At 40.8% G+C, this 24,379-nt stretch carries 25 protein-coding genes and 2 pseudogenes; 8 read left to right on the forward strand and 19 right to left on the reverse strand.

The window, feature by feature from the left end; genetic code table 11:
* Nucleotides 1–118: 118 nt before the first annotated feature.
* Nucleotides 119–682: a TetR/AcrR family transcriptional regulator gene (locus MNQ98_RS16070; RefSeq protein ID WP_241929162.1), complete on the forward strand. Its 564-nt coding sequence runs from the start codon at nucleotides 119–121 to the stop codon at nucleotides 680–682.
* A gap of 245 nt (nucleotides 683–927) precedes the next feature.
* On the opposite strand, the gene MNQ98_RS16075 is transcribed toward MNQ98_RS16070, so the two are convergent.
* The 4 genes and pseudogenes from MNQ98_RS16075 to MNQ98_RS16090 form a co-directional block, all read right to left on the reverse strand.
* Nucleotides 928–1,527, reverse strand: a complete 600-nt coding sequence (locus MNQ98_RS16075; RefSeq protein WP_241929163.1) for a DNA alkylation repair protein — start codon at nucleotides 1,525–1,527, stop codon at nucleotides 928–930.
* 379 nt (nucleotides 1,528–1,906) lie between these two features.
* Nucleotides 1,907–2,869: a serine hydrolase domain-containing protein gene (locus MNQ98_RS16080; protein WP_241929164.1), complete on the reverse strand. Its 963-nt coding sequence runs from the start codon at nucleotides 2,867–2,869 to the stop codon at nucleotides 1,907–1,909.
* 131 nt (nucleotides 2,870–3,000) lie between these two features.
* Complete coding sequence (locus MNQ98_RS16085) at nucleotides 3,001–3,825, reverse strand: MerR family transcriptional regulator (protein WP_241929165.1); 825 nt, start codon at nucleotides 3,823–3,825, stop codon at nucleotides 3,001–3,003.
* An 865-nt stretch (nucleotides 3,826–4,690) separates the two neighbouring features.
* Nucleotides 4,691–5,047, reverse strand: a pseudogene (locus tag MNQ98_RS16090) (carboxymuconolactone decarboxylase family protein); the annotation flags it as partial.
* Nucleotides 5,048–5,159: 112 nt separating this feature from the next.
* Between MNQ98_RS16090 and MNQ98_RS16095 the strand changes: the two are divergent.
* Nucleotides 5,160–5,564, forward strand: a pseudogene (locus MNQ98_RS16095) (Rrf2 family transcriptional regulator); the annotation flags it as partial.
* Nucleotides 5,565–5,877: 313 nt separating this feature from the next.
* Here the strand turns inward: MNQ98_RS16095 and MNQ98_RS16100 are convergent.
* A complete protein-coding gene (locus MNQ98_RS16100) occupies nucleotides 5,878–6,465 on the reverse strand; it encodes a hypothetical protein (RefSeq protein ID WP_241929166.1) in 588 nt (195 codons plus the stop codon).
* A gap of 504 nt (nucleotides 6,466–6,969) precedes the next feature.
* Nucleotides 6,970–7,437 (reverse strand): DUF2798 domain-containing protein, encoded by a 468-nt coding sequence (locus tag MNQ98_RS16105; protein ID WP_481856772.1) that lies wholly within the window; start codon nucleotides 7,435–7,437, stop codon nucleotides 6,970–6,972.
* 295 nt (nucleotides 7,438–7,732) lie between these two features.
* Between MNQ98_RS16105 and MNQ98_RS16110 the strand changes: the two genes are divergently transcribed.
* Entirely contained in the window at nucleotides 7,733–8,803 is a 1,071-nt protein-coding gene (locus MNQ98_RS16110) for an SDR family oxidoreductase (RefSeq protein ID WP_241929167.1), read from the forward strand.
* A 48-nt stretch (nucleotides 8,804–8,851) separates the two neighbouring features.
* Here the strand turns inward: MNQ98_RS16110 and MNQ98_RS16115 are convergent, their stop codons facing one another.
* From MNQ98_RS16115 to MNQ98_RS16145, 7 genes are all read right to left on the reverse strand, one after another.
* Nucleotides 8,852–9,232 (reverse strand): winged helix-turn-helix transcriptional regulator, encoded by a 381-nt coding sequence (locus MNQ98_RS16115; protein WP_241929168.1) that lies wholly within the window; start codon nucleotides 9,230–9,232, stop codon nucleotides 8,852–8,854.
* Nucleotides 9,233–9,443: 211 nt separating this feature from the next.
* Entirely contained in the window at nucleotides 9,444–10,088 is a 645-nt protein-coding gene (locus MNQ98_RS16120; RefSeq protein WP_241929169.1) for a nucleoside/nucleotide kinase family protein, read from the reverse strand.
* 197 nt (nucleotides 10,089–10,285) lie between these two features.
* Nucleotides 10,286–11,167: a UTP--glucose-1-phosphate uridylyltransferase gene (locus tag MNQ98_RS16125; RefSeq protein WP_241929170.1), complete on the reverse strand. Its 882-nt coding sequence runs from the start codon at nucleotides 11,165–11,167 to the stop codon at nucleotides 10,286–10,288.
* Nucleotides 11,168–11,222: 55 nt separating this feature from the next.
* Nucleotides 11,223–12,554, reverse strand: a complete 1,332-nt coding sequence (locus MNQ98_RS16130) for a hypothetical protein (protein WP_241929171.1) — start codon at nucleotides 12,552–12,554, stop codon at nucleotides 11,223–11,225.
* Nucleotides 12,541–12,699 (reverse strand): hypothetical protein, encoded by a 159-nt coding sequence (locus MNQ98_RS16135; protein ID WP_241929172.1) that lies wholly within the window; start codon nucleotides 12,697–12,699, stop codon nucleotides 12,541–12,543. The genes MNQ98_RS16130 and MNQ98_RS16135 overlap by 14 nt, the downstream gene beginning before the upstream one ends.
* 44 nt (nucleotides 12,700–12,743) lie before the next feature.
* Entirely contained in the window at nucleotides 12,744–13,535 is a 792-nt protein-coding gene (locus MNQ98_RS16140; RefSeq protein WP_241929173.1) for an aminoglycoside phosphotransferase family protein, read from the reverse strand.
* Between the two features lie 318 nt (nucleotides 13,536–13,853).
* The gene (locus MNQ98_RS16145) at nucleotides 13,854–14,234 is read right to left on the reverse strand and encodes a VOC family protein (RefSeq protein WP_241929174.1); all 381 of its coding nucleotides are present in this window, start codon (nucleotides 14,232–14,234) and stop codon (nucleotides 13,854–13,856) included.
* A gap of 226 nt (nucleotides 14,235–14,460) precedes the next feature.
* On the opposite strand from MNQ98_RS16145, the gene MNQ98_RS16150 reads away from it, so the two are divergent.
* A complete protein-coding gene (locus MNQ98_RS16150; protein ID WP_241929175.1) occupies nucleotides 14,461–15,429 on the forward strand; it encodes an Ldh family oxidoreductase in 969 nt (322 codons plus the stop codon).
* 38 nt (nucleotides 15,430–15,467) lie between these two features.
* On the opposite strand, the gene MNQ98_RS16155 is transcribed toward MNQ98_RS16150, so the two are convergent.
* The 3 genes from MNQ98_RS16155 to MNQ98_RS16165 form a co-directional block, all read right to left on the reverse strand.
* Nucleotides 15,468–16,106: an O-methyltransferase gene (locus tag MNQ98_RS16155; RefSeq protein WP_241929176.1), complete on the reverse strand. Its 639-nt coding sequence runs from the start codon at nucleotides 16,104–16,106 to the stop codon at nucleotides 15,468–15,470.
* On the reverse strand, nucleotides 16,107–16,478 hold the full coding sequence (locus MNQ98_RS16160) for a hypothetical protein (protein WP_241929177.1): 372 nt from the start codon (nucleotides 16,476–16,478) through the stop codon (nucleotides 16,107–16,109).
* A gap of 235 nt (nucleotides 16,479–16,713) precedes the next feature.
* On the reverse strand, nucleotides 16,714–17,703 hold the full coding sequence (locus MNQ98_RS16165; RefSeq protein ID WP_241929178.1) for a zinc-binding dehydrogenase: 990 nt from the start codon (nucleotides 17,701–17,703) through the stop codon (nucleotides 16,714–16,716).
* A 126-nt stretch (nucleotides 17,704–17,829) separates the two neighbouring features.
* Between MNQ98_RS16165 and MNQ98_RS16170 the strand changes: the two genes are divergently transcribed.
* Nucleotides 17,830–18,678 carry a LysR family transcriptional regulator gene (locus MNQ98_RS16170; protein WP_241933939.1) on the forward strand — a complete coding sequence of 283 codons (849 nt, stop codon included), beginning with the start codon at nucleotides 17,830–17,832 and terminating at the stop codon, nucleotides 18,676–18,678.
* A 158-nt stretch (nucleotides 18,679–18,836) separates the two neighbouring features.
* On the opposite strand, the gene MNQ98_RS16175 is transcribed toward MNQ98_RS16170, so the two are convergent.
* Nucleotides 18,837–19,736, reverse strand: a complete 900-nt coding sequence (locus tag MNQ98_RS16175; RefSeq protein ID WP_241929179.1) for a LysR family transcriptional regulator — start codon at nucleotides 19,734–19,736, stop codon at nucleotides 18,837–18,839.
* A 134-nt stretch (nucleotides 19,737–19,870) separates the two neighbouring features.
* Between MNQ98_RS16175 and MNQ98_RS16180 the strand changes: the two genes are divergently transcribed.
* From MNQ98_RS16180 to MNQ98_RS16190, 3 genes are all read left to right on the forward strand, one after another.
* On the forward strand, nucleotides 19,871–20,881 hold the full coding sequence (locus MNQ98_RS16180; RefSeq protein WP_241929180.1) for an alpha/beta fold hydrolase: 1,011 nt from the start codon (nucleotides 19,871–19,873) through the stop codon (nucleotides 20,879–20,881).
* 74 nt (nucleotides 20,882–20,955) lie between these two features.
* Nucleotides 20,956–21,771, forward strand: a complete 816-nt coding sequence (locus MNQ98_RS16185) for a MerR family transcriptional regulator (RefSeq protein WP_241929181.1) — start codon at nucleotides 20,956–20,958, stop codon at nucleotides 21,769–21,771.
* Nucleotides 21,772–21,792: 21 nt separating this feature from the next.
* The gene (locus MNQ98_RS16190; RefSeq protein ID WP_241929182.1) at nucleotides 21,793–22,974 is read left to right on the forward strand and encodes an MFS transporter; all 1,182 of its coding nucleotides are present in this window, start codon (nucleotides 21,793–21,795) and stop codon (nucleotides 22,972–22,974) included.
* A gap of 309 nt (nucleotides 22,975–23,283) precedes the next feature.
* Here the strand turns inward: MNQ98_RS16190 and MNQ98_RS16195 are convergent, their stop codons facing one another.
* Nucleotides 23,284–23,634, reverse strand: coding sequence for a hypothetical protein (locus tag MNQ98_RS16195; protein WP_241929183.1), 351 nt, complete (start codon nucleotides 23,632–23,634; stop codon nucleotides 23,284–23,286).
* A 311-nt stretch (nucleotides 23,635–23,945) separates the two neighbouring features.
* Nucleotides 23,946–24,233: a hypothetical protein gene (locus MNQ98_RS16200; RefSeq protein WP_241929184.1), complete on the reverse strand. Its 288-nt coding sequence runs from the start codon at nucleotides 24,231–24,233 to the stop codon at nucleotides 23,946–23,948.
* Nucleotides 24,234–24,379 lie beyond the last annotated feature (146 nt).

The raw sequence follows: 24,379 nt of genomic DNA on the forward strand, positions 1-24,379 counted from the left end.
TACTAGCACGATAAAATAATAGCCGTAAATTACACCTTTCGGTGATATGCCTACTAAACGACATGATTTATAACATATGTCGAATATGTATGAAATTATAGATAAAGGACTGGAAAAGATGAGCTCAGAAGATATCAAAATCGATCCTCGAATTAAGCGGACAAAAAAGATGTTTAAACAAGCCCTTATCTCTTTAATTCGAGAAGATTCGGATCAAACCAAACTAACCGTTCAACGTATTGCTGACCGGGCAGAGTTAAATCGAGCGACGTTTTACTTGCATTACGACGGAATAGATGACTTAATGGAGCAGATGATTGAAGGGATTCTTGATGAGATGTACCAGACCATTACGATTGATGCTATCAAGAATTCATCCTCTCATTCACCTTCTTATCCCGCCCTCACTTCATTTCTTGAACATTTTTATCAAAATGCAGGTTTGTATCATGTGATGTTAGAGAATAAGGCTTTTCATGATCGGGTGTTCGGAATGCTATTGGATATCATCACCCTGTGGGGCGAGGAAAGAATAATAAAGGGACGGCCTTTCCATGTCCTTAATGAAGTGATCGCTTCTTCAACACTTGGTATTGTAACTTGGTGGCTGAAAGAAAGAACGCCCTACAGCCCTAATTATATGGCACACCAAATTACTCTTTTAGTTAATGGAGAAAAATGAGGAAATCACAAAGTGTTACTTAAAACTAGCAGTAACAACAACAGTTTTGGGATTCATCGGGCAAACAAAGAAGGCACTCCCGCCTGGGATGCCTTCTCGATTCTTTTTATATTAATCGTGAACTCCTGATCCGCCACTATCATGTCACATCAATTCCTCACACTGCGTTCGTCGTTCACGCCTCTACAATTTCACCTAATTTTATTCCAGATGATCAAATCAGGTAAGTTTGCATGCAGTTTAGACTAAGATAAGCTTATCCGATTCAGAGCTTTCAAAGCTTCCCGTTTGCTTAGATTGGATAAAGGATTCGATTCTACGAAATCTCTGACCGCTTCAGGATTATATTTGCTATATTGGCGAAGACTCCATCCGATTGCTTTTTGTATGAAAAATTCATTGGATTCAGAGACCTTCCTTATATAAGTGAATAGTCTCTCGACATCCGTATTATGCTTATACTTCAACTGGTACAGAATAGCCGACCGCTGCAGCCAAAAGTTATCGGACTCTATCCATCGATCTGCGATAAACAGCTGTTCGGGATATAGTGAAAAATAATGCCCAGCATGATTGGAAGCGATATGGTCAACGGTATCCCACCAGGATTTTTCTATCGTAATCTGTTCAATAAGTTTGATATCTTCCTGATGAAACTTGCGCTTTCTCATATCGATTACCTGAAGAGCCGCATTCTGGAGCTCTCTTTCGTTCATGTTCCACAGCTCTGTGATCGTTTCAACGACTTGATCTTCATGAGGGAAACCGTATTCTTTTAGAAATTGTGATGTGAGTTCTCTTCTTAACGGCGACTGTATGCCGAAGAATTCAAATTGATTACGCATATAACTTTTCATTTTGAGGGCTAGAAATGGGTTTGCATTCTTCGAAAAAAGGTTTCTTAATTGTTCTAAGTCATTTAGATTCAAGGGACGCTCTCCTTAGGGGAAGTTATATTTAATTAATACCATGGATCTGATCACTCCTCAACCATGGTCAATTATCAAATTCCCATAAAAAAACTCGTTTGTATTATTAAGCACGCGTTACTATGTATATGTCTGATTGGTTTTTCGACATTACAAGGCAGATACCTCCATAGCAATTGCTCAATTGACATACCATTTTATATATTGTCTCATATGCCAAAGAACCTCTGCAAATACAGAGGTTCTACTGATTTCGTGTATGTGTAGATTACATAGTATTTTGCCGATAATATATTTAGTCTATGATAGCCGGGATAACGCACTCTTTAATCAGTGTCCACCGATCACGAGGATCAACGATAAATTCTGATGCTATGGCTACAACCAGGTCTTTTTCCGGAATGCAGCAAATGACATTGCCGCCATCACCTAGTGCCGAGAATGCAGAAACTCCGTCCTCATCGCGTAACCACCATAGATAACCGTAATGATTGGCGTTCATCTCTGTTGATTGGTGAATCCATGGTTCCGATATAATCGGTTGATTATCCCATGTGCCGCGGTTGAGATAAAGATAGCCAAAACGTGCCATATCACGAGGTGTTAACGTAATCCCCCACCCTCCTGTGGAGATACCGTCCTGGTCTTTCACCCACCCTCTCACATTCTTCCCGAATAAATCCTCAAACCCAAATGATTTCATATCATAATCTGGGATTTCTTTCATGCCGATCGGTTTAAATAAGCGTTCGCCCGCAAACTCACGGGCACTTTTTCCTGTGCTACGAGTGATGATGGCTGAAAGCAGGTGCGCCCCTGCGGTGGAATATTTAAAAGCTCCAATACTTCCTCTTTGACCCAGCATATCCAGCGTATACTTTACCCAGTCGGGTTGCATACACATCTTGTCCAGCGGTTCTTGCCAGTCCTCAAATGGATAAGGAGCCGTCATCGTGAGAAGATGGCGTATGGTGATTTCTTGTTTTTGCCTATCAGCAGCATCGGAAATATATTCAGGGAAAAAATCCAGCACCTTTTGATCCACATTTTTAATATATTCTGCATCTATGGCAATACCAATGAGGGCAGATATTACACTTTTCGTTACAGATGCCACATGGTGCGTATCATCCGGGCCATAGCCATTATAATATCTTTCATAAGCAATAGACCCATTTCTCACAACAACAATACCGTTTATATTGCTGTACTCGGATTTTATCATAGGTTCAAGCTCTGAAAGCTTTTCAGAATCCATTCTCAAGGTTGCCGGGTCTACGGTCTACCATTCTGTAGTTGGCCAGTAGTTTCTTTTCATTATAGATACCTCTCTAAAAGACGTTTTTTGTTTTGTTTAGCGAGCGTTAATGATAATGTCACGTCGTGCTACTATTTTTTCTTTACAGGAAAATATACCTCGGTAACCATATCCTCAGGAACGGTGGCTTGATTGGGGTCGGTTACATATACTTCATATGGTGATTTCACCAATTCATAGCCTTCATTTTCTACCCATTCTCTCAGCTTGGCATATACCGATGTCAATTCTGAATATGAACCCTTTACAACAGATCTCGCACAAAGGCCTCCAGGCAAATCTCTCGTTCCCTTTACAGTCTCCTCTATCGGGATGGCAAACTCTGTATCATTGCCGGCAGGATTGTATTCAGGGCTGTGATAAATCGTCATTGGCGTACCAAGCAAGGTGAGTTTTTCAGTAGCAATCTTTTCATATAGCCTGCTAAAATACTTTCCATATCCTAGAGCATAGTCATCAATACTCATCATCTGACGCATATAAAGGATATTCATTGGCCGGGTTTCAATAAGTTGCACTTCTATATTGTCAAGGTATGACATCATTGGTATGCCCTTCTCTAAATTTAAAATATCATTACTCATTTGTTTTAGGGTATATTCAAAAGTGTTTAGCTGTTCCTGTATTTCTCTTCGCTTACGATTAAGGGCAGAACAAAGATTCTCTTCTGACTGATCCTCTTCCAATTCCAGAATGGCTTTGATTTCTTCCAAAGAAAAATGATAGGATTTCAAACGGTTGATAAAGAGCATCTTTTTTAGTTGTTTGATGGAATAATACCTATAACCGTTTTCAGGATTGATCTCATCAGGATGAATCAATCCAATTTCATCATAATATCGAAGCGTTTTTGTAGACACTTCGCATATCTTTGAGAATTCTCCAATCGATAGCAAGAGGTCACCTCCATTCTTCATATTTTAATACAGACAAAATGCTTTAAATATCGATACTTTGTTCAATTTCACTGTACATCTTACCCTAAGGGCAAAGTCAACAGCAAAAACATTAGTGCTTCTATAGTTAGGCAATCAAGAAAGCAGGCTTGTGCCTGATTTTCTGGTATATATCCACCGCCTACTGCAATGAATTACACCGGAATAATAGTCATCTCCACAAACACAGAGCAAGCTCCTATAATGGTGCACGTTCCTTGTGTGCTCAAACGCAATATTCCATGCGGAAGGTTGAGCAGCACAGTATTCAACCCGCCACCCTGTACAAGCGTTACCACGAAAACAATTCAACTGAGTGTACAAAGGGTATGCAAGTCCGTCATGCTTTTATGATTGCTCACAGAAACTCTCACTGTAACTGGCAAAAGGGAGCTCCGCAGTATACAGCGTATGAGCTCCCTTTTATAAACTGTCAACCATATTAAAAGAGTAGCGCTGAACTGACTAGACTATACAGATGTACCTTTTCCTAAAAAGATTTAAATGAGATCCCCGGGAGCTTCTGTGCTTCGGGAGAATCCAGAAACGATGCGTTTATCTTTTGTTTGAATCATGCTGGGCAGATCGGTACGGAATGTCAATTCATAAATCTCATTTTTTTGTAAAACTAGAGAATGCAGAAAACCCGAAAATTATACTAGAAACGACAATAAAATAATTATTTTCAAGAATATATGGATAGATTGACTTATTATTTACAAATAAAACCGCGTAGATACGCGGTTCCAATGTGTATATGTTGTTTCCCTTTATCATCTGAACAATATTAATTTCACCAATTCCATCTTGTATCCATATCTCTATTTCACTTTACGGTATTCCCCATTGCAATAGAAACTCTATTCCAAGTGTTAATTTGACCAATAATAATGATTAGCTCAAAATATTGTTCTTCGCTAAAGAATGTACGAACATGTTGATATAAAGAATCTGGAACACCATGGTTTGAGATAAGAGTGATGTGTTCAGTTAGTTCTAAAGCAGCTTTCTCTTCATCTGTATAGAAATCACACTCTTCCCAAGCATTCAAACAGTAAAGTCTTTGTTCGGTTTCTCCTAATTTTCTTGCTTCCGCAGTGTGCATATTGAGACAAAATGCACACTTATTGATTTGAGATGCGCGTATTTTAATCAGCTCTCTAATCGTCTTGCTAATCGACGATATGATCAATCCAGAATAATGCATTTTTTTAGAATGTCAATTCTTTAGTAATGCGCTTCAAGTGGTTTCGCTATTGACAATCAATCACGCTTCCTTCTAAGATTGAACACATGAATTCCAAGGTATTTCAGAAACATACCTTTCCAAAATTTTCGGTAAGCTATCGAAAGCAGGCATCGTACATTCAGTACCTGGAGTTAAAGGTGGATATCGCTTAGCAAAATCTCCTAAAGATATTTCATTTTGGGATGTCATAGAGGCAGTCGAAGAAAATAAACCCATCTTTCAATGCAAAAATATTCTCAGTAAGGGATATTTAGCTCAAGAATCGGAAAAATCATGCTGCCAATCTCCTAACCCCCACTGTACAATTAATTTGGTTATGTTAGATGCAGAAGAAAAAATGCGAAAAGAATTACGTGCTAAAACACTTGATTGGTTAGACAAAGAGCTCGATAGAACATTGCCTCCTAAGCGTAGGGAGGATACCCGAGCTTTCTTTGAGAAGAAAGAATAAGTAACTTGATTAAAATAAGTACCGTTATAAAACCAAATAGGTGATGCTACTTTTTGATGTACGTGACCTTATGCAGTTAAAGTAACTTTTTAACACAATGCTATAGTCTAAAACTTCGTACGGCGGCAATGGATATAAATTCTTGTCCTTTTCGGCTTAATACAAAAAAACCGCGTATCTACGCGGTCCCTAAGTGTATATGTTATTGTCCTCTGACACCTATCTTCTTTTTCTTGGGTATGACGCTACCAGTATATCCCAACTTATAAAGAAAAAATACCCATTCGTTTGGTGTCTTTGAGCTACTACCGGACTAATCTTCTAGTTCAATTTCGATACGTGCAAGGACACCAGCCGGATTATCTCCGCTTCTGTTTGCATTTGACGGAAAGTTAAAAGCGGCGATCACAATATCATTTGTACCTCTCCGAAGGAAACGCCTAATATTAAACGTTCTTCCAGGATTAAAGAATGAAACATTGCCCTGCGGATTGTCGATAACTACCGACCGTCCATTTATTAAAACGATGGCAAAGTTATCAACGGACAGGAATAAGCTAGCTCTCTCAATATCGTCTCTAATCGTAAATCTTCTGGCGACTACAGCAGCAGGACCGTTAGGGTCATTTCTTCCCCAAACGTACGATTCACCAGATTGCGGCGCAACCCATGCCGGATTTCGCTCGATTTCAAGTGCGTTTACCCAATTTCGATCCGTACTTATTCTCCTAATTCTTTGATTAATAACAACCGGTTTTTGTGCATTCAATGATCTTTGTGCGGCAAGCATCATTCTCATTGCCTTTGCAACGCTACTCGCCCGGATTCCGTTAAGTCTTCTAGGTGCTTGTAGTTGTTTGACTGTATTATTTGCCTTTCGTATGACAGATCTTTTGTGCATTTCATGCTTCCTCCTTTTTATTAACGAATCTTTACATATATATGAGTCCATGGATTTAATGGATATGGACAAATGAATAGTCAAATCGCTCAATTTCCGCAAATGAAAATAGACCCCCGTAAAAACGGAGATCTGTCTCACATTTTGCTTGGTGACCATAGAATCAAACCTGCTGCATAAATACACGCAAACACAGGCACTTAATTCCCTACGTTAAACTGCCCGTTAGTTCAATAAAAAAGAACACTCTCTAGCCTTCGCTTGGGCTATGTTCCTCCACATTATATTACCAATCATAGGATGTCAGTCTTTTACATTCGAAAGCTAAGCAAAGGCCTGCTCAAGATCTTTTTAATGCAAATCCGATTTTTGTAAATGTTTAAACTCATACATAATGAATCTCTTACAATTTCATCGCATTAAAAATGTCGACTGGTTTTTTAAAAAAACAATCGGCAAAACAAGAAAAAAATTTATCTATGTTCTGACACGCACTTCTACCTGTTAAAAATTCACACTCTCAGCTTTACTCGCCTGTCTTGCGTGTAATTTTTTCATTGCAAATCTTGCTATAGGCTGTACAATCAACAATTCAATCCATAATGCTATACCAAAGTTTCTAGGCCAAATATGAAGGAAATTTTCAAACGGTTCTAAGCTTATTTGTTTCGTACCGACCCAAGTTCCTATAATTGATAGCCAAAGAGATAACACCGTTACATTTAATACAGTATTTAATAATACTCTGGCATTAAATCCATCTGTCTGTCCCACGAATTTTGGCATCAGCTTAGCAACGAGCGGTCCCGCAATCAACCTTACTGATAAAATTACGATTATCCACATAAGCGGAATAATTTTTAAACTATCTAAGTAAACTTCTTTACTGAAGCCACGTTCCAATCCCATAATAATAGGCGAGATAGTGTTTACTGAAATGATAGAAATAGGCAGTCTTGTTTCTACGTACATATTGTTTGTCATCTCCATTATCATCCCTTCTCTTAAACACCATACAGTCTCCACAATTCATTTAAATTTATAATAAAACCTCCCATTAAACCTATTAAATCTAGGTTTAATGGGAGGTTTTATTCTGTTTGCATTAAGAAAGCCAAAGAGAGAGTTGACTGACTTCTTTCCCTCTGAATATACCCTCGATTACTTTAAAGTGCTTATGTCACTTTAAAGTGCGTACTTCCTATGTATGGTTAGTTAATGCAAAATAATGTTGTACAAAAAATAGTACAGAAGGAGCTGAAACACTATGAATATTGAATCTACAACAACACGTAAAGTCGCCTTAGTCGTGGGTGCAAATGGTGTTATCGGTCGCAACCTCATCGATCACCTCATCACTCTCCCTGATTGGGACGTGATCGGCGTATCGCGTCGCGGTGGAGAATCTAGCAACCATGTTCGATATGTGGCTGCGGATCTACTCAATATAGACGAGCTTCGCGAGAAGTTAAGCGATTTAACTGATGTAACACACATTTTTTATGCTGCTTACCAAGACCGTCCAACTTGGGCTGAACTTGTTCCACCGAATCTCGCCATGTTAGTGAACATCGTAGAAGTGATCGAACCAATCGCGTCGGGCTTGAAACATGTCAGTCTGATGCAGGGATACAAGGTATACGGTGCACATCTCGGCCCATTCAAAACTCCTGCTCGTGAGACTGACGCTAACCACATGCCTCCTGAGTTCAATATTGATCAGCAAGATTTCTTAGAACAACGGCAAAAAGGTAAGGCTTGGACTTGGTCGGCACTCCGTCCTTCTGTAGTCTGCGGCTTCTCGCTCGGAAATCCGATGAACCTCGCAATGGTCATAGCGATTTACGCTTCAATTTCGAAGGAACTTGGAATACCTTTGCGGTTTCCAGGTAAGTCGGGAGCTTACAACAGCCTCTTGGAGATGACAGACGCTGGGCTTCTCGCAAAAGCAACAGTATGGGCGGCGACCGACGAGCGCTGTGCGAATCAGGCATTCAACATTACGAATGGCGATCTGTTTCGTTGGAATGAGTTATGGCCGAAGATCGCTCAATACTTTGGCATGGAAACAGCGCCTCCGCTGCAGATGTCTCTGGACGTTGTCATGGCGGACAAGGAGCAGCTTTGGAACAATATGGTTGAGAAGCATGGTCTTGCTCGGAATTCCTATAAAGACGTATCCTCTTGGCTATTCGGCGATTTCGTGTTTGCATGGGATTACGATTTTTTCGCCGACGGAACTAAAGCTCGTCGTTTAGGCTTTCACGAATTCGTCGATACCGAAGCAATGTTTATGGACATCTTCAATGACTTCCGCAAGCGTAAAGTCATCCCGTAAACTATCGTATAAAATAAGAAAGCCGACCTTGTATATTGGGTCGGTTTCTTAACTGTTATTTACGTCTTTAAGCATTGGATTAGCCAGAACGCTAGCCTTTCCCTTGTACTTTCTCTCTATATGCGAATCCCCCCAACGGCACATCAGATGTAGGAGTTCCTTTAGACTCCAGCCGTAGTCTGTCAACTCATACTCAACTCTCGGTGGTACCTGATTATAGGAAATACGTAAGATGACGCCCTCTTCTTCAAGCTCCCGAAGGTGCTGCGTTAACATCTTTTGTGTAATTGCGGGAATCAAGCTCATAAATTCATTATTACGTTTCTTACCGAATGTCAGATGAAAGAGAATAACAGGTTTCCATTTCCCACCAATTACCTCTAAAGTTGCCTCTACTGCAGTGTTGTAAGTTCTTTCAGTCTTTTTCACACAACTTGCCCCTTTTCGAATATTTCGACACAGGTTATTGGTAACTCCTGATGAATTGGAGCCATTAAATAGCCCTATTAAACATTATAACTACAACCAAAATATTACGCTATCCTGCCCGTTACTTCAACAAAAGAAGAAGGAGCTGCTTCAAAGCAAACTCCTACATTATCGTTTCCCGTTAGTTTAACATCACCGTTAAAATTACAGGTCAAGAATGACGTCTCCAACATGTTAGATATTCATCAAAATGCTTCTCAACCAATTTAACAGCAACTTCAAAAGGTACTGCGGAATTTACTTCGATAACTTTTAGACCGAGCTGGTTTGCTTCTTCTCTTATTTGAGCGTCAATTAGCATATCTCGTTTATGCATGTTCTCCAGTGCTACGTTTTCTATATCAATTGTCTTAAATTCTCCTGACAATTTTCTGCGTTTCTTTGCAGAAGTCATCTTAAAGTGTTCATCCGACACAAACCAAATCGCTTGGTTTGAATTGCCTAAAAAAGGAGCTACCAGATTCGGCGTAAGTCCAAATCCTTCTGCTAAAATTGGATTATCGACATTCATTGCAGATAAATCACGGACCACCATAGGAAATCGACCACGAAATGACGCATTTGACCTATGAACTAATTCGTCTGGCGTGATATACACCCAATTGTCTTCCATAGTCGAAGAAAGGATTTCTTCTGCACCAACTGAATGAGCGGAAATCTCTTCATGATGCCTATTTTCATTACTATCATAATCATAGTATGATAGGTTGTATTTTTGAACGATGTACCTTGCTATCGTGCTTTTCCCTGAGTCGGGGGAACCGCCAATCCAAAGAATTAGATTATTAAATTCCAATGTGACGCACTCCTTCTCCATCGGGTAGCACGAATCAATGCCACCACTATATGTATTTACTTATACATAGACTACCGAATGTTTGTTCTCCTGTAAAGTATAGGCTGCAGGTTCTTATTATCGTAAACTGCCTGTACTTCAATGCGAAAGGGAACAGTTGCCTGTAGCGGTCTACTCCCTGGTTGTTTGAACTATCGTTACCCATTATTTGAATCGTCTTTCTGACTCAGGATTATCTTTTCTAAATTTTCATTTACTCCTTCTCCAGAGTATGAGATTAAAGGAGACACTTCAATTTGTCGGTTTTGTTCTAGTTCTAATATACTGGCGCCACTATTCTCTATCCATTTCTTATGGAGATTAAAAATTTGGTTTCTTGCAGTAAAAGGACTGTCCTGTCCTTCTCTATTTTTTACTGGAGCTTCCCGTTCAACCATTAAAACTGTAACTTTTTCTGCCAAACGGAAGTAGTCAAAAATGAATCTTTCCAACTTGTATGCATTTGGTTCACTGGGGGTTACAACATAGCCCTTAGAATCGATATAAGGTATTTTTTTCAGAGCAATGTGGTACGGGGTATTATGATGGGCAAAACTTTCAACGAAATCATATCTAAACATATGTATGGAAATGTTGGCGAGATTTAATAACAAATTGCCTTGAATATCCCGTTCTTCTAATATTGATTCTGGTATTTCATTATATTCTAATACGGATGGACGTCCGTTACTCAAGCACAAGACCCCAACCTTTTCATCTGGGTCACACTTTTCAGTTACTTTTACAGCTATTGGTTGATTGCAACAAGCAGAATACCCTATAAACAAAGGGTCTGCTATTTTAATAATGGTATTATCAACGCTATAATAAAACAACCAAGTTATCCCCCTGCGTTTTATATCCGCAAGAGCGCCTGATTGATAAAGAGAAGAAAAACATTCGCCATTCCCACTAGGCACTAAGTTTATTTGTGAAGGTGAAGAAAGGAGTAGTTTTCCTTCTGGATTTACTGCGGACATAGTTTTTTGTTGAAAGTTTATATTTAATAAGTAATTGTTTGGCCAGCAGTAGATTATCATTCATTGAGCGCATTCCGCATCCCCCTTTATTTCTGCTAATCCGCTCCTTCTATTGCTACTTGAGCAGCTTATTCTTCAGCTCCTCGGCCGTGTCCGACTTCCAATAGCTTATTCTTAATTTCTTCTCCTGAACCAATTGTCCAACCTGTTTAAAAAGGACTGCTCTCTTCGGTGCTGACCAATGGGTAAAAGACTGCAAATCACTGGACACATTCCAAATAGAGGTTGCATTTTCCTTTTGGGACCATTTTTTCATAAGAATCGATTCAACGTCCTCATAACCTATCCGATACAAAATACCAACATACGTCGCGCCAATTCCATCATCCAGAATCGCTCTTTTCAGAAAATACGATTGAACCTTTTGGCAGCAAACTTCATTATTTAGCGGGAGCAGATCACCCAGCACATCATCAAATTCTCCAGTTACTTTTCCAACATAATAGCTCGTTTTAATAAGACCGCTTAGCTTTTTCTTCTCCGGTTCAGCTGCCAAAAGTTCTATCCAGCGCACATCCAAATCCTCAAACAGCAGCGGTGTAAGTGAAAAATATGTATCATTCCTAAGCATATGACCCCAGCCAAACATAAATGTATGCCGGTTTTGCTTAGTATCAAACTTCACCGTACCTAGCACGTTCATAATAAGACGCTGCGCCACCGGATCTTTGTAATACTTTGAAAACACCTCGAAAACATCGCCAGCAGGCTTGGTTAGAAGCGCAGAAGCGAAGACAGGAGACAGCCAGGCTCCCCCATATTGTTCATATAGCTTGCAAGCCAGCGCTTGCAACCTAATATCTCCATCCATCAAAACAGAGCCAACCAAAATCATAGGAAAGGCTTGCTCTAAAGTCACACCTTTCAACGTTTCGCTTATATTAAAGAAAGAAGTATCTCTGTGGGTTAACTTTAGTACCTCGCTGTCGCGCTTAAATGATGAAACCTTCTGGATATGCTCTGCTGCAAGCTCATACACCTCGCACATCTTCTCACTCGCTTTGCCCGGCATCATGCCAAGTAAGGCAAGCAGTGTTTCATGCTCTTCCCAGCTGATCGTGCTGCCAGGCTTCTTCTCCAGAAACGTCTGCAAAAAAGCTAGCAATCGATCAGCAAGCAGATCCGACACTGTATTCGAGAATGTGTGGTTTAATATTTTTTCGCATTTTTGAGGCGACTTTAATAGCTTTTTCCAATAAGCTGCAGCCGGTTCATAATCAATCTTAGCCAGTGCCCTCTGGGCGGCAAGCTTACTCTTCCCGCGCTCTGTACTAGCCAGATGCAACAGCTCAGGCGCCTCGTTAGCTCCGAGCTCCGAGATAGCCTTCTCTCTGCTACTCCCTTTGGGCGGCAATGCATCGAGAACTGGCTGATTATAATCTGTCATTACTGCGTTCCTCCTCATCCTGACTATTTCTATTATAGTAGCATGACAAATTTTGCGGATATATAGTTCTGACTTCCATACGGTGGCCTTGATGCCACTTAATGGCTGTTGTGTTGTCCAGCTTCTCTGCCAAGCGCTCATACATAAAGGTGATCCCCCTTCAGCCGTTAGTTCAACAAAAACCTACTCTTAAATCCACTCTTTTCCATGGTCACGAATGAATTTAATATCATTTTGATAATGTTCAAGATGCCCTTCATCTATCATCTTTTGAAAAGCAATGTCTCCTTCACTGGCTTTTCTTGTAATTGTTTTACATAACCCTTCTAATCGTAGCAATACCATTTCCAAATAATCTTCTTCTATTCCCTCACCGTAAGATTCAAAAAACAATCTAACTCGTTGTTTTATTCGGTTAGCATGCTGTAATGAATTATAATGAACTTTCTCACCTGTTTCAGAAAAATAAAATCTACTTAAGGGGATGCAAGTATAAAGAGTATAAGCTATATCCCAAAGTCTTGGACCAGGTCCAGCGACATCAAAATCAATAATCCCTATTGGTCTTTCATGATTAAAAATAACGTTGTATATTGCAAAATCATTATGGCATAGTACCTCAAATTGTTGGGGGGTGTTATCTATCGATTGCCAGCTATCATCCAATAAAAAATCACTCATAGAATCATGATAAAGACGGAGCATTTTCGCTATATCGATTAAAACATTATCAGACCACATGTATTCTTTTAAAGGATAGTTACCAGCTTCTCCTTCAATAAATGATAACATCTCTCTTCCTTTTTCATCGATACCTAAAAACTTTGGTGCATAACTGAAACCTTTGTTCTCCAAATGCTTTAATAGCTTATGAATTTTTGGACTATCTGGCTTTAATTCTCGTCGCACAGTATCTCCCGAACGATAAACGTTAGAGACATTCCCTCCTGTTAGCATTTCTTCGTTTTCATGCTTTGACATCTAAATATTCCTCCCTATCTTACTCTTATTCTACGAATGCGTAATAAATTATTTTGGTGGCTATTTCTCTCATTTTATACTTTACTCTACCGAAAAAATATATCAATCAATCTATATTCCAATTCATGCTGCTCATAATGAACTGCCCCTCAATTGTTATACACCACTAACATTAGCAGACATGGTATGAAGGCGTGAAATTCATTGTGAAATCATTAGGAGCAAATCATGAAGTTGTCACAATAGTCAGCAATCAATTGCCAGGCGGTTGAGAAAAACGGCAGCCATTGTAACTGGCTGCCGTCTCTTATTGTCAACTTATTTAATTTCCATTACCGCAAAGTAATTTTCTTCATTATCTGCAAAGTTAAACACTCTTCCGGAAGGCATATTTACAATTTCTCCTACTTTGATATTTTTATTGGAGAAGTCGCTATATAATTCATCGAGATTCTCCGAAAAAAACATTAAAGAAGGTGTACCAAGATTTAATCCAGGGGACATTTTAGCAACGAATTCCTTATTGTGCAGAATGATGCTTGTTTCTGCGCCCTCTATTGGAGCAATTTCAATCCATCTCATTCCCTGACCGTTATTTTCTTCAGAAATTACGCTAAAACCTGCTTTTTCTGTCCAAAAATCCACTGCCTCATCTTGGTTATTTACATACAACATAATTTGACCAACTTTACTAATCATAAACTTTTCAACTCCCTTTTATAAGTAAATACCAAACCCAATACTCTTATCCTTTCCATCATTAAACAAAAACACTTGGATCATACCAATTAGTTAATCAAGACGAGATTGGCTGGTGGTGACTTGTCTAGGCTAACATATTTCCATGATATAATTATGAAAACTTATATTCACAAGTAAAGAAGAAAATTCAGCCGGGAGCGTGATGAAATGCTCAGAGGAAACAATGCGATACGATCTTAAGAGCGCAAGAGAGTTTGCTATTCGCGTGTGTGTTGCTGCTGGTGCGAGTAAAGCGATGGCACTCTCTCTTGCTGAAGCAACTGTCGCTGCGGAATGTTCCGGTCGTAGTTCGGTTGGATTTGCTCATCTTCCCGACTATCTAGAAGGCTTATCGTGTGGGCGCATTACTGGCACAGAAGAGCCTTCGATCTTCTTTCCAGCCCCTACACTCATTCATGTCGATGCAAAAGGTGGTATCGCCCAACTTGGTTTTGATCGTGCATTCGAGGAATTGCATACACGGGCAAGTGCTTATGGTGTAACCGTATTTGCTTTAAAGAACAGCTATACGGCTGGAGAATTGGGCTATTACGTAAGACGTCTCGCCCGTAAGGGATTGGTAGCAATGGCTGCGACCAATGGATCTGCCTTAATGGCCGCGGGCCAAAGTAGCGAGGCTGTTTATGGCACCAATCCTCTGGCATTCGCTGCTCCTGTCGACAACAGGCCCCCCTTGGTTATCGATCAGGCGTCTAGCGCCACGGCGTTTGTTAACATACGGCAGGCGGCAGAACGGGGGGAGATGATCCCAGAAGGCTGGGCCATCGACGGGAAGGGACAAAACACCATTGATTCGTGTGAAGCGATCAAGGGGGCTTTACTTGCTTTCGGGGGTGCGCGCGGTGCCAATATCGCACTCATGGTTGAAATTCTCGCCGCAGGTACGACAGGCGCTAACTGGTCACTTGATGCGCCATCCTTCGAGGAAGGGAGTCACTCACCTGGTGTAGGCCTGTTCATGGTTGCCCTAAACCCCGAACTGCTCGCTCCAGGTTTTTCGGCTCGAATGGCGGCTCAAATCGAACGATTGTCCTCCAAAGGTATTCATGTCCCTGGGAACAGCTACGTTGAGGATGAAATAGATCTTCCGACTTCACTTGTTGCGACCCTTGAGGAATACTGTCAGTATTAAATTTTCAAGCATAAATTGAGGCAACAAATACGTTAGACTCATTTCTTTACTTTTGAAATAGTCATCCCATCACCGATTGGAATAAGAAGGGATTCTAATTGAGGATGATTGGCCACAGTTTCATTGAATTTCTTCATTAATTCAGTATATCGTTTAGGTTTAGCCCCCTGGTCTGCTACACTACCGCCAGCAAGTACGTTATCAGTAACTATTAAAGCACCCGAATCCGCAAGTCTAATGCAATATCTCAGGTAATTTTCATAGTTTTCTTTATCAGCATCGATAAAGAAAAAATCAAATCGTTTATTATCCTCAACTAGTTTTTCGAGGCTTTGCAAAGCTTCCCCTGTAATATATGATACTTGATCGCCAAAGCCTACTTTAGATAGATTGCTGTATGCTAACTTTGCGTATCTCTCCTCTAATTCAAGGGAAGTTAATTTTCCTTCTCTACCGAATCCTCTGGCAAGGCAAATTCCGCTATAACCTCCAAGAGCACCTATTTCAAGAACATTTTTAGCCCCTGAAATTGATATAAGCATGGTTAGAAGTTTTCCAGAGGAAGGAGATACCGAAATGGAGGGCATTCCGTTTTCTTCAATGGACGAAATGACTTCCTCCAAAAGAGCATTTTGATTATGAAACACGGAATCGATATAAGCGTTAATTTGTTTCATTTAATCTAATTCCTCCTCATCATTATCTAAAGACTTTTTACTATCCAACACCGAAATTTCTTTATCTTCATTATTACTCGGTATATCCATTACTTCATTCTCATGGATTTCAAATAATTGAATAAATTCGTTAATTACCATATCAATGGCTTTTAATTCACCGACTAAAATTGGATGAATAGATTGAAACTCTGGTTTATCTAACTGTTGCTTAATGGTTGAACGCTTAAGATTCATCCTCTCTAAAAAAGCAATTGCTCTACCCCGGCGAAAGGTTTTTGCTCCACGTTCTTGTGAACCATCTCTTCCTTTGTGACGCTCACCACGATGATGTCCCTCTTTCTTAAGGTCCTTAAATTTTTCATTTCTCATTATAAATCACCCTTCCTTGTATGCAATTGTATACATATCAACTTAGTATTGATTGTATACATATGTATACGAATTGTCAATTTCAATTCAAATGCGCTTGCAAGAAGCAACATCGTCAACCCTCCGAATATTCAGTTTGAAGTAAAAAAAAGCGCCGACACATTTGTCAGCGCTTATTCTTATCCATCTTTATTCTTTTCATTATAGATACCATACCTCTATTAAAGACTTTAGATTAATCTATTCGTATTCCTATGTTACCCAGTTGATCTCCCTGTTTCATTCGATGTAAGGCCTGAATTGTATCTTGTAAAGGATATACCTTATCAATGATTGGATGAAGCGAGTGACGTTCCATAAATTGAAGCATCTCAGTGAACTCTTCACTGCTACCCATTGATGTACCAATGATATTGATTTGGGGAAAGAATATGTCTCTGATTGGAATCTCTATTTGGTCTCCCGAGCTTGCTCCAAACATGACGATACGGCCATTTGGTTTAATGATATCAAAGTATTGTCGGAACGTTGCAGGGCCTATGCTATCTAGGATGAGGTCTACGGTGTCATCGCCTATACTATCCTTCCAATTGCTATGACTGTCAAATGCATATTCAGCTCCATATGAGAGTGCAGCTTGTCTTTTGGTTTCACTTCGTGAAGTTACACTGACTTTTGCACCAACCGCTAACGCCATAAGCATGGCATAAGTCGCTACTCCTCCCCCAATTCCAGGAATGAGGATATGTTCACCTTGCTGTAAGCGTCCTCTCGTGAACAATGCTCGATAGGCTGTTAGCGCAGATAAGGGCAATACGCCCGCTTCTTCCCATGACAGGTAAGCCGGCTTGCTGACGACATTAGTAGCTGGAACGGTAACATACTCGGCGAATGTTCCATCTGAAGGACCGCCTAGTATTGCTGGAACAGATGGAACTTCATGGGTCATCTCCCATCCGATACATGGATTAATAATTACATTGGCACCTATTGTAAGATTAAACACACCTTCACCGACTGCTTCAATCCTTCCTGCACCATCTGAACCTATAATCAAGGGAGACTCCCCTTCATTTCGATCTTCCATAATGAACAAGTCTCTATGGTTCAACCCTGCAGCTTTAAGCTTAACTTTCACTTCGCCATAGCCCGGTGCTCTTTCACTAATGTCTTCATACGTTAAGCCCTTCAAACCACTAATGTTTGCATGTACGATCGCTTTCATCTTATATCCTCCTAAGTTGTGTTCTGTGTATCTATTAAAAATTGTACATAGGGGATATTATTCAGTAAAATGAACAGAATCGAACGTGACAATCAGAAATTATCATACCAAGCAGGTGATATAGATATGGAAACTAAAGACTTGAAAATTTTTCAAGCTGTTGCTCGCGAGGGCAGTGTAACGAAGGCTGCGGAGGTCTTGAACTACGTGCAGTCCAATGTGACCAACCGTATTCAATACCTTGAGGCTCAGTTAAAGATACCACTTTTCTATCGATCTAATCGGGGGATGACGTTAACGCCTGCAGGCGAAAATTTGCTGATATATTCGGATAAAATACTGACTTTGATGGACGAGGCTGTGAAGTCCTCACAATTTTCGGAACATCCTGTCGGTCCTCTCCGGGTAGGTTCAATCGAGACAACAGCTGCCATTCATCTGACACCACTTTTGATCGACTATCACTCGCGTTACCCTGATGTTGATCTATCACTAATAACAGGTGAAACACATACTCTCTTACAAAAGGTACTGAAATATGAACTTGATGGAGCTTTTGTTTATGGACTAATTGAAGAGCCAAATATTGAAAGTATTCCAGCTTTTGAAGATGAATTGGTGCTGATCTCGGAACCGGAGAAGAGCGATATACGCCAATTACTTACGAAGCCAATGTTGTTTTTTGATGTTGGATGCACACATCGCACAAAAGCTGAACGCTTCCTACATGAAAATGGATTTACTTCTTATCAGATTATGGAGTTTGGAACGTTGGAAGTGATTCTAAGTGGGGTATCTTCAGGTCTTGGCGTGTCTTTGCTTCCAAAATCATCGATTGTTAAGGCGGAAGAGTTGGGAACGATCGCTTCCCATCGCCTGCCAGAAGGGTACCGGAATTTAGAGATATGTTTTGTACATAGACAGGATTCGATCTACTCGAGTGCATTATTAAAACTAGTACAATTAATTAATTAATTTAATCGAGTCTTCCTCATTATAATTCTATACAACGGGAAGAACTTCAGTGTCTAACAAGAACAAGCTGGATCCGTGTTTGGAACCAGCTTGTTTCCTATCTAATCATGATCCCAGCCCATTTTTACGAAGAAACGCAGATGTCCAACATTTTTATTTTATAGAATTCTATTTTTCAAAAATGTATCTCGGGTCAAGTTCAAAAAGGCTTCGATCGCAGGTGAGATCCACTTCTCTTCATGCCAAAACATTTGGGTTGCAAACGATGTGGCGGTCAAATCCCATGGCAACGGAACCAGTTCTCCCCGATTCACTTCTGCGGTCACGGCCATTTCAGGCAATATGGCGATGCCCATTCCTATTTTCGCACATTGTTTAATCGCCTCAGCGCTGTTAAACTCCAATTCGGTAATGCCTCCCATGCCCTTCTGTGAAAGACTTCGTTCAAAAAACGTGCGATAGGAGCATCCCTTCTCCGTCAGCAAAAAGGTCTCACCATTAAAATCTTCAATGGTCAACGCAGTTCGTACAGCCAAAGGATGATCGGGCGCTGCCAATACATAAAAGGGTTCATCCAGCATTTTCTCTCCGCAGAATCCGGTCTCACCCTTGTTCTCATCCAGCATAAAAATAATGTCCGCGTCCCCTTCACGTAAGCTCTGTTTGAGGTTCGGATTAGCCAGCGGTCGAAACATCAGCCGAATCCCTGGATAACGCAAGCGAAACCGGCGCAGTACAGCCGGCAGTCGGTACGTACACAACGTTTCATCTGCACTTATGATCACCGTACCCGTCATCTCGCCAGATTGCTTGACGGCATGCTGTGCTTCTTCAAGCTCACTCAATATGTTGTCTACATAGCGCAGAAAACTTCTCCCCGCATCGGTCAGGATCACTTTTTTACCCAATCTGTCCACCAGCTTGACACCCAGTTCTTCCTCCAATGACTTCATCTGCATCGTAACCGTTGAGGGGACATAGTTTTGCACTTCTGCAGCGCGGCTAAAGTTGAGTGTGGAAGCAAGCGTATGAAAGGTCTTTAGTTGGCGCAATTCCATAGTACATCCCACCCCTTAATTCAAAAAAAATGAACGTTCTATTCGGAAACGTTTCTTTGACTTAACAATAGCATCATCGTAGAGTGATGACAAGAAAAGCAATTCATCTTTAACTATGAAAAGGAGATTTTCACATGAGAGATTATGAAATTTATGAACTAGGGGACGTTCTGCTGCAATCCGGTGACACCCTGCCACATGCCGTTCTCGCCTACAAAACCTACGGAACGCTAAATACAGAAAAAAACAATGTCATCCTTTATCCTACCTGGTTTGCAGGCCAGCATACCGATAATGAATGGTTAATTGGACCTGGTAAGGCACTGGACCCGGAAAAGTATTTTATCATCATCCCTAATATGTTGGGCAATGGATTATCCTCCTCGCCAAGCAATACGCCCCCGCCCTATCATCAAGCTAATTTTCCGCAGGTTTCGATTCATGATAATGTTCGGCTGCAGCATCAACTGGTTACCCAGAAGTTTGGCATTACGAAAATCGCCCTCGTCGTAGGCTGGTCACTCGGAGCCGTGCAGACCTTTCAGTGGGGAGCAAGCTATCCGGATATGGTTGAACGAATCGCTCCATTCGGAGGGACTGCCAAGACCCGGCCACATGCAAAGGTTGTATTTGAAGGAATGATCGCTGCCCTTCAGGCTGATTCTGCCTGGAAAAATGGCTTTTATACGCAGCAGCCCAAAGCAGGATTGGCAGCCATGGGTCGGGTCTATGCGGCTTGGGGCTTCTCCCAGGCTTATTATCTGGAGCAGCTCTATCAGCAAGAGGGCTACCACACACTGGAGGAATATCTCGTGGATTACTGGGATCAAGTGTTTTTGACCTTTGACGCCAATGACCTGATCACCATGCTGCGTACCGGAATCACCGGCGACATTAGCGCAAATCCGGTGTATGACGGCGATTTTGAACTTGTATTAAGCAGGATTACAGCACGGGCACTGGTCATGCCGGGAAGCACGGACCTTTTCTTTCCTCCCCAGGATAACAAATATGAGGCACAACATATGCCTGATGCGCTCTTCCTCCCGATTGAATCGAAATGGGGGCATTGCGCAGGCATCGGACAGCATGAACCAGATTCCGTATTTATAGATAGAAACCTGAAAATGTTCTTGCTTGAATAAAAACTTCGCGACTTGACTTTCCCCTGCACGGGAAACTGTATACTTCCATTATGTTATAGATTGGAGGTGATATTTTGTTTAAAATCAGTGAGTTTTCCAGACTAAGTAAGGTCTCCTTAAAAACATTGCGCTATTATGACCAGATTGGCATGTTAAAGCCGAGAAAGGTGGATCACGACACCGGCTACCGTTACTATTCAGCAGACCAGCTTCTTGAGCTCAACCGAATCTTTATTTATAAGGAATTGGGGTTCACATTACCACAAATTATACAGTTGCTCCGCGAAGATATTACATTGGAGCATATTCAAGGGATGTTTAAGCTGAAAAAAAGTGAAATCCAGCATATCATCGATATGGAACAAGCCAAGCTCTCCCGAATTGAGGAGCGTATGCAGCTTATAGATAGAGAGGGGCAAGTGGAAACAGGACAAGAAATCAGGATCAAAGCAGAAGGTGCTCAACCGTTTCTTTCTTTGAAAGCGCGCGGGAGAGAAGAAGACATTCCAGATCTCTTTCGTACATTTAATCAATTATTAACAAAGGAAACTCGCCAATTGGCTCAAAGTCCCCAGGTCGTTTTGTGGAAAGAAATAGACGAACAAGAGGATGAGTTTGAATTTGAAGTCGGTTATTTTTTAACCCGGGAGCTTCTAATATCTCAAGATACATTTCAACTACGGATTCTTCCTCCTGAGCCGATGATGGCCACAATGGCCTTTCGTTCAGATTCTACCTTTGCTTGTACAGCCTGTGTTGATTTAGCGAAATGGATTGAGAAAAATAACTATCAGATCAAGGAGAACGAACCTGGCAGGGAAATATATTTACCGTTATCAAAACAAGATGCACAATTAATGGAGATACAAATTCCAATAATAAATAGATAACGGGAGGAGGAGTGACTTGAATTGAAAAATAACCTGATCATCTATGTCCTGGCACTAGCTGTTTTTCTGATCGGAACCATTGAATACATTATTACAGGAGTCATTGAAATGATCGCCGTGGACTTGGGAGTAACTACTTCTGAAACTGGGTTATTGGTGACTGTATTTGCTCTCGCAGCGGCCATTGTCGCTCCAATTCTGATCGCCCTAACGATAAATGTGGATCGCAAGAAGCTGCTCCTGGTTACCCTTAGTGTGTTCATTGCCAGCAACGGACTGATGTTTATAAGCCCTTCTTATGAAACAGCACTATGGATACGAATTATTCAAGGGGTTAGCGGAGGAATCGCTACGGTGGTAGCCATGGCAGTAGCTACTCGACTGGTTGAAAAAGAAAGAAGAGGCCGTGCTATCGGCATTATTTTGATGGGACTCAGCAGCTCGCTCGTGCTGGGTGTTCCGATTGGCACATTTTTTAGCGAGATGTTTGGATGGAGAGTTTTGTTTATTTTGATCGGTTTATTAACCATTCTTCCATTGCTTATCATCTATAAAAAGGTTCCGGCAATCAAAGAAGAAGAAACGGTTACCCTCAGGATGCAGCTCTCCATTTTAAAAGATTCAAAAATTCTGACTGCACTGGCTATTACTTTATTTTATATCGGTGGCTACTCTACGCTATTTACTTATATTACGCCTTTTTTGCAAGCCACATCTCCTCTTTCCATAACCGAAATTAGTGGCATTCTATTCCTGGCGGGAATTTGCAGCTTCGTCGGATCAAAAATAGGTGGACAATTAGCAGATGCAAAGGGATCGAAATTTACAATTTGTCTCGGGCTCCTGTTACAAGGAGCAACTCTCCTTTTATTCGCTCTAGCCGGTGTCAATCTCTTTGTATTGATCTTGGTTTTAATGATCTTTATGTTAGCAACCTGGAGTATTTCACCTGCCCAGCAGCTATTTCTGGTTACTCTGGTACCTCGAAATCCGGACATTGCCCTAAGCGTAAATACTTCCTTCATCCAATTTGGTTTTGCGCTGGGATCTGGATTAGGCGGGCTTGTCATCAGCCGTACATCAGTCCTGAATTTGAATTGGGTAGGTTTGGCTGCTGTAATCATCGCTTTACTTCTTGCCATCTTGCTATTCAAAAAAATGAGCAGTGGAATTGGAACCCCTATTGTTACTAAAGATAAATGAAATGAAAAATATTATATAGCCCCAAATCTGCCCACATCCTTCCTTTATATTGAAGTGCTCGACTGAAAATCGGCATATTCAACAATAGAGGTAGGATGTTCTTTTATAATCTCGAGGATTTTTTTTGTCTAAATCACTGGCATAAAAATAGATGTCGAGAAAATCTCGACATCCTGAGAAGCTTAGGGAATAAGCCTCTGTTGAGAGACTCCTTTTTCTCTGTCTGAAAAACCTTGTTAAATCAAGGCTTGTGACTTATGAAATTGATTCAACTATAAATAAATTATTCACTCAGAACAATCTCCACATTTACATTGTCGACTCTTCTTCAAGAGCATCCCATGGTACCAAATACAGCTCCATTCCCTCATCTTCGACGAGTGCTAGATTATCGTTAGCATAGGCGTGCAGCAAGGTAAGCATACTGCCCGTAGGGAGCTCTTCGATTTCTCTCGTAAGCGTGACGCTCTTCTCTACTTGATCCTCAGGGTAATAATTCGAGATTTGAAGCAGCTTGGATTGCAGCTCGTCCAATTGATAGGTCATTTCAGTATATATGTGTCTGACTTCTTCACTCGATTCTCTTGCAGCTAATTCATTATATCCGTTCGCTAAAGCTTCCATTTCTTTGGCGACTTCAAATGCATTCTTGATGTTCATGTCGTTAACTCCTTTTCTATATTGATTGTTACAGTTAATAACTGTATTCGACATTTCCACTGTACAACCTTTTCTCAATTTCGACCATAGGTCTGTTCCCTCAGCGGCCCATTTTGCAAGAATTTAAGGGTAGGTGGATTCGCAACAGTCCCCCCAATGTTCTTTGTCATCGGAGACATACAACGATTTCTTGACGTTGCCTCCTTGGCATATGTAGTTGTATTTCAAGGTATTGCCTTCATGGGAGAACAAAAAAAGAAGCGCGCCTCTCCCTGATTGGAGGTGCCCACTTCTTCATTCATTTCTGTACTTCATTGCGCGAAAGGTTCCCGATAAAAGTAGACATCCTCCGTCACTATGCCTTTCCAAGGCGTCAACCAATCACTGCGGATACTCACGACAATGAGCAAAGTTTCGCTATCAATATTTTGATAAGCTTGGAACTCTCTTGACGTCTTCGAAGAATTATAGATATCTTCTCGGCTCACGTATACCTTAACGATTTTGTTAAAGATTTGCCGCGCATTGGATATAGGTATGATCTGAGAATGATTATAAGAATCGCACAAAGTTAATTGACTGATTTGCTTGTTCTTCATGATTGTCCTCCTTAACTTTGATGGAATCTCTTAGTCTAGGACTTTATCGATGCGTACACCCTTCTGCTCGAGCCATTCCAGAATAAAAGTGAACCCGTCCAGGGATAATTGAATTTTGTTACGCTTCTCATCTGGAGAGATCATAT

The sequence above is a fragment of the Paenibacillus sp. N3/727 genome (assembly GCF_022637315.1).
GTDB lineage: Bacteria > Bacillota > Bacilli > Paenibacillales > Paenibacillaceae > Paenibacillus_AQ > Paenibacillus_AQ uliginis.

Coding starts and splice junctions, on each gene's coding strand:
- MNQ98_RS16070 (WP_241929162.1), top strand. CDS start 119: ATGAGCTCAGAAGATATCAAAATCGATCCTCGAATTAAGCGGACAAAA.
- MNQ98_RS16075 (WP_241929163.1), bottom strand. CDS start 1,527: ATGCGTAATCAATTTGAATTCTTCGGCATACAGTCGCCGTTAAGAAGA.
- MNQ98_RS16080 (WP_241929164.1), bottom strand. CDS start 2,869: ATGGATTCTGAAAAGCTTTCAGAGCTTGAACCTATGATAAAATCCGAG.
- MNQ98_RS16100 (WP_241929166.1), bottom strand. CDS start 6,465: ATGCACAAAAGATCTGTCATACGAAAGGCAAATAATACAGTCAAACAA.
- MNQ98_RS16105 (WP_481856772.1), bottom strand. CDS start 7,437: ATGTACGTAGAAACAAGACTGCCTATTTCTATCATTTCAGTAAACACT.
- MNQ98_RS16110 (WP_241929167.1), top strand. CDS start 7,733: ATGAATATTGAATCTACAACAACACGTAAAGTCGCCTTAGTCGTGGGT.
- MNQ98_RS16125 (WP_241929170.1), bottom strand. CDS start 11,167: ATGATAATCTACTGCTGGCCAAACAATTACTTATTAAATATAAACTTT.
- MNQ98_RS16130 (WP_241929171.1), bottom strand. CDS start 12,554: ATGACAGATTATAATCAGCCAGTTCTCGATGCATTGCCGCCCAAAGGG.
- MNQ98_RS16135 (WP_241929172.1), bottom strand. CDS start 12,699: ATGTATGAGCGCTTGGCAGAGAAGCTGGACAACACAACAGCCATTAAG.
- MNQ98_RS16140 (WP_241929173.1), bottom strand. CDS start 13,535: ATGTCAAAGCATGAAAACGAAGAAATGCTAACAGGAGGGAATGTCTCT.
- MNQ98_RS16145 (WP_241929174.1), bottom strand. CDS start 14,234: ATGATTAGTAAAGTTGGTCAAATTATGTTGTATGTAAATAACCAAGAT.
- MNQ98_RS16150 (WP_241929175.1), top strand. CDS start 14,461: ATGCGATACGATCTTAAGAGCGCAAGAGAGTTTGCTATTCGCGTGTGT.
- MNQ98_RS16155 (WP_241929176.1), bottom strand. CDS start 16,106: ATGAAACAAATTAACGCTTATATCGATTCCGTGTTTCATAATCAAAAT.
- MNQ98_RS16160 (WP_241929177.1), bottom strand. CDS start 16,478: ATGAGAAATGAAAAATTTAAGGACCTTAAGAAAGAGGGACATCATCGT.
- MNQ98_RS16165 (WP_241929178.1), bottom strand. CDS start 17,703: ATGAAAGCGATCGTACATGCAAACATTAGTGGTTTGAAGGGCTTAACG.
- MNQ98_RS16170 (WP_241933939.1), top strand. CDS start 17,830: ATGGAAACTAAAGACTTGAAAATTTTTCAAGCTGTTGCTCGCGAGGGC.
- MNQ98_RS16175 (WP_241929179.1), bottom strand. CDS start 19,736: ATGGAATTGCGCCAACTAAAGACCTTTCATACGCTTGCTTCCACACTC.
- MNQ98_RS16180 (WP_241929180.1), top strand. CDS start 19,871: ATGAGAGATTATGAAATTTATGAACTAGGGGACGTTCTGCTGCAATCC.
- MNQ98_RS16195 (WP_241929183.1), bottom strand. CDS start 23,634: ATGAACATCAAGAATGCATTTGAAGTCGCCAAAGAAATGGAAGCTTTA.
- MNQ98_RS16200 (WP_241929184.1), bottom strand. CDS start 24,233: ATGAAGAACAAGCAAATCAGTCAATTAACTTTGTGCGATTCTTATAAT.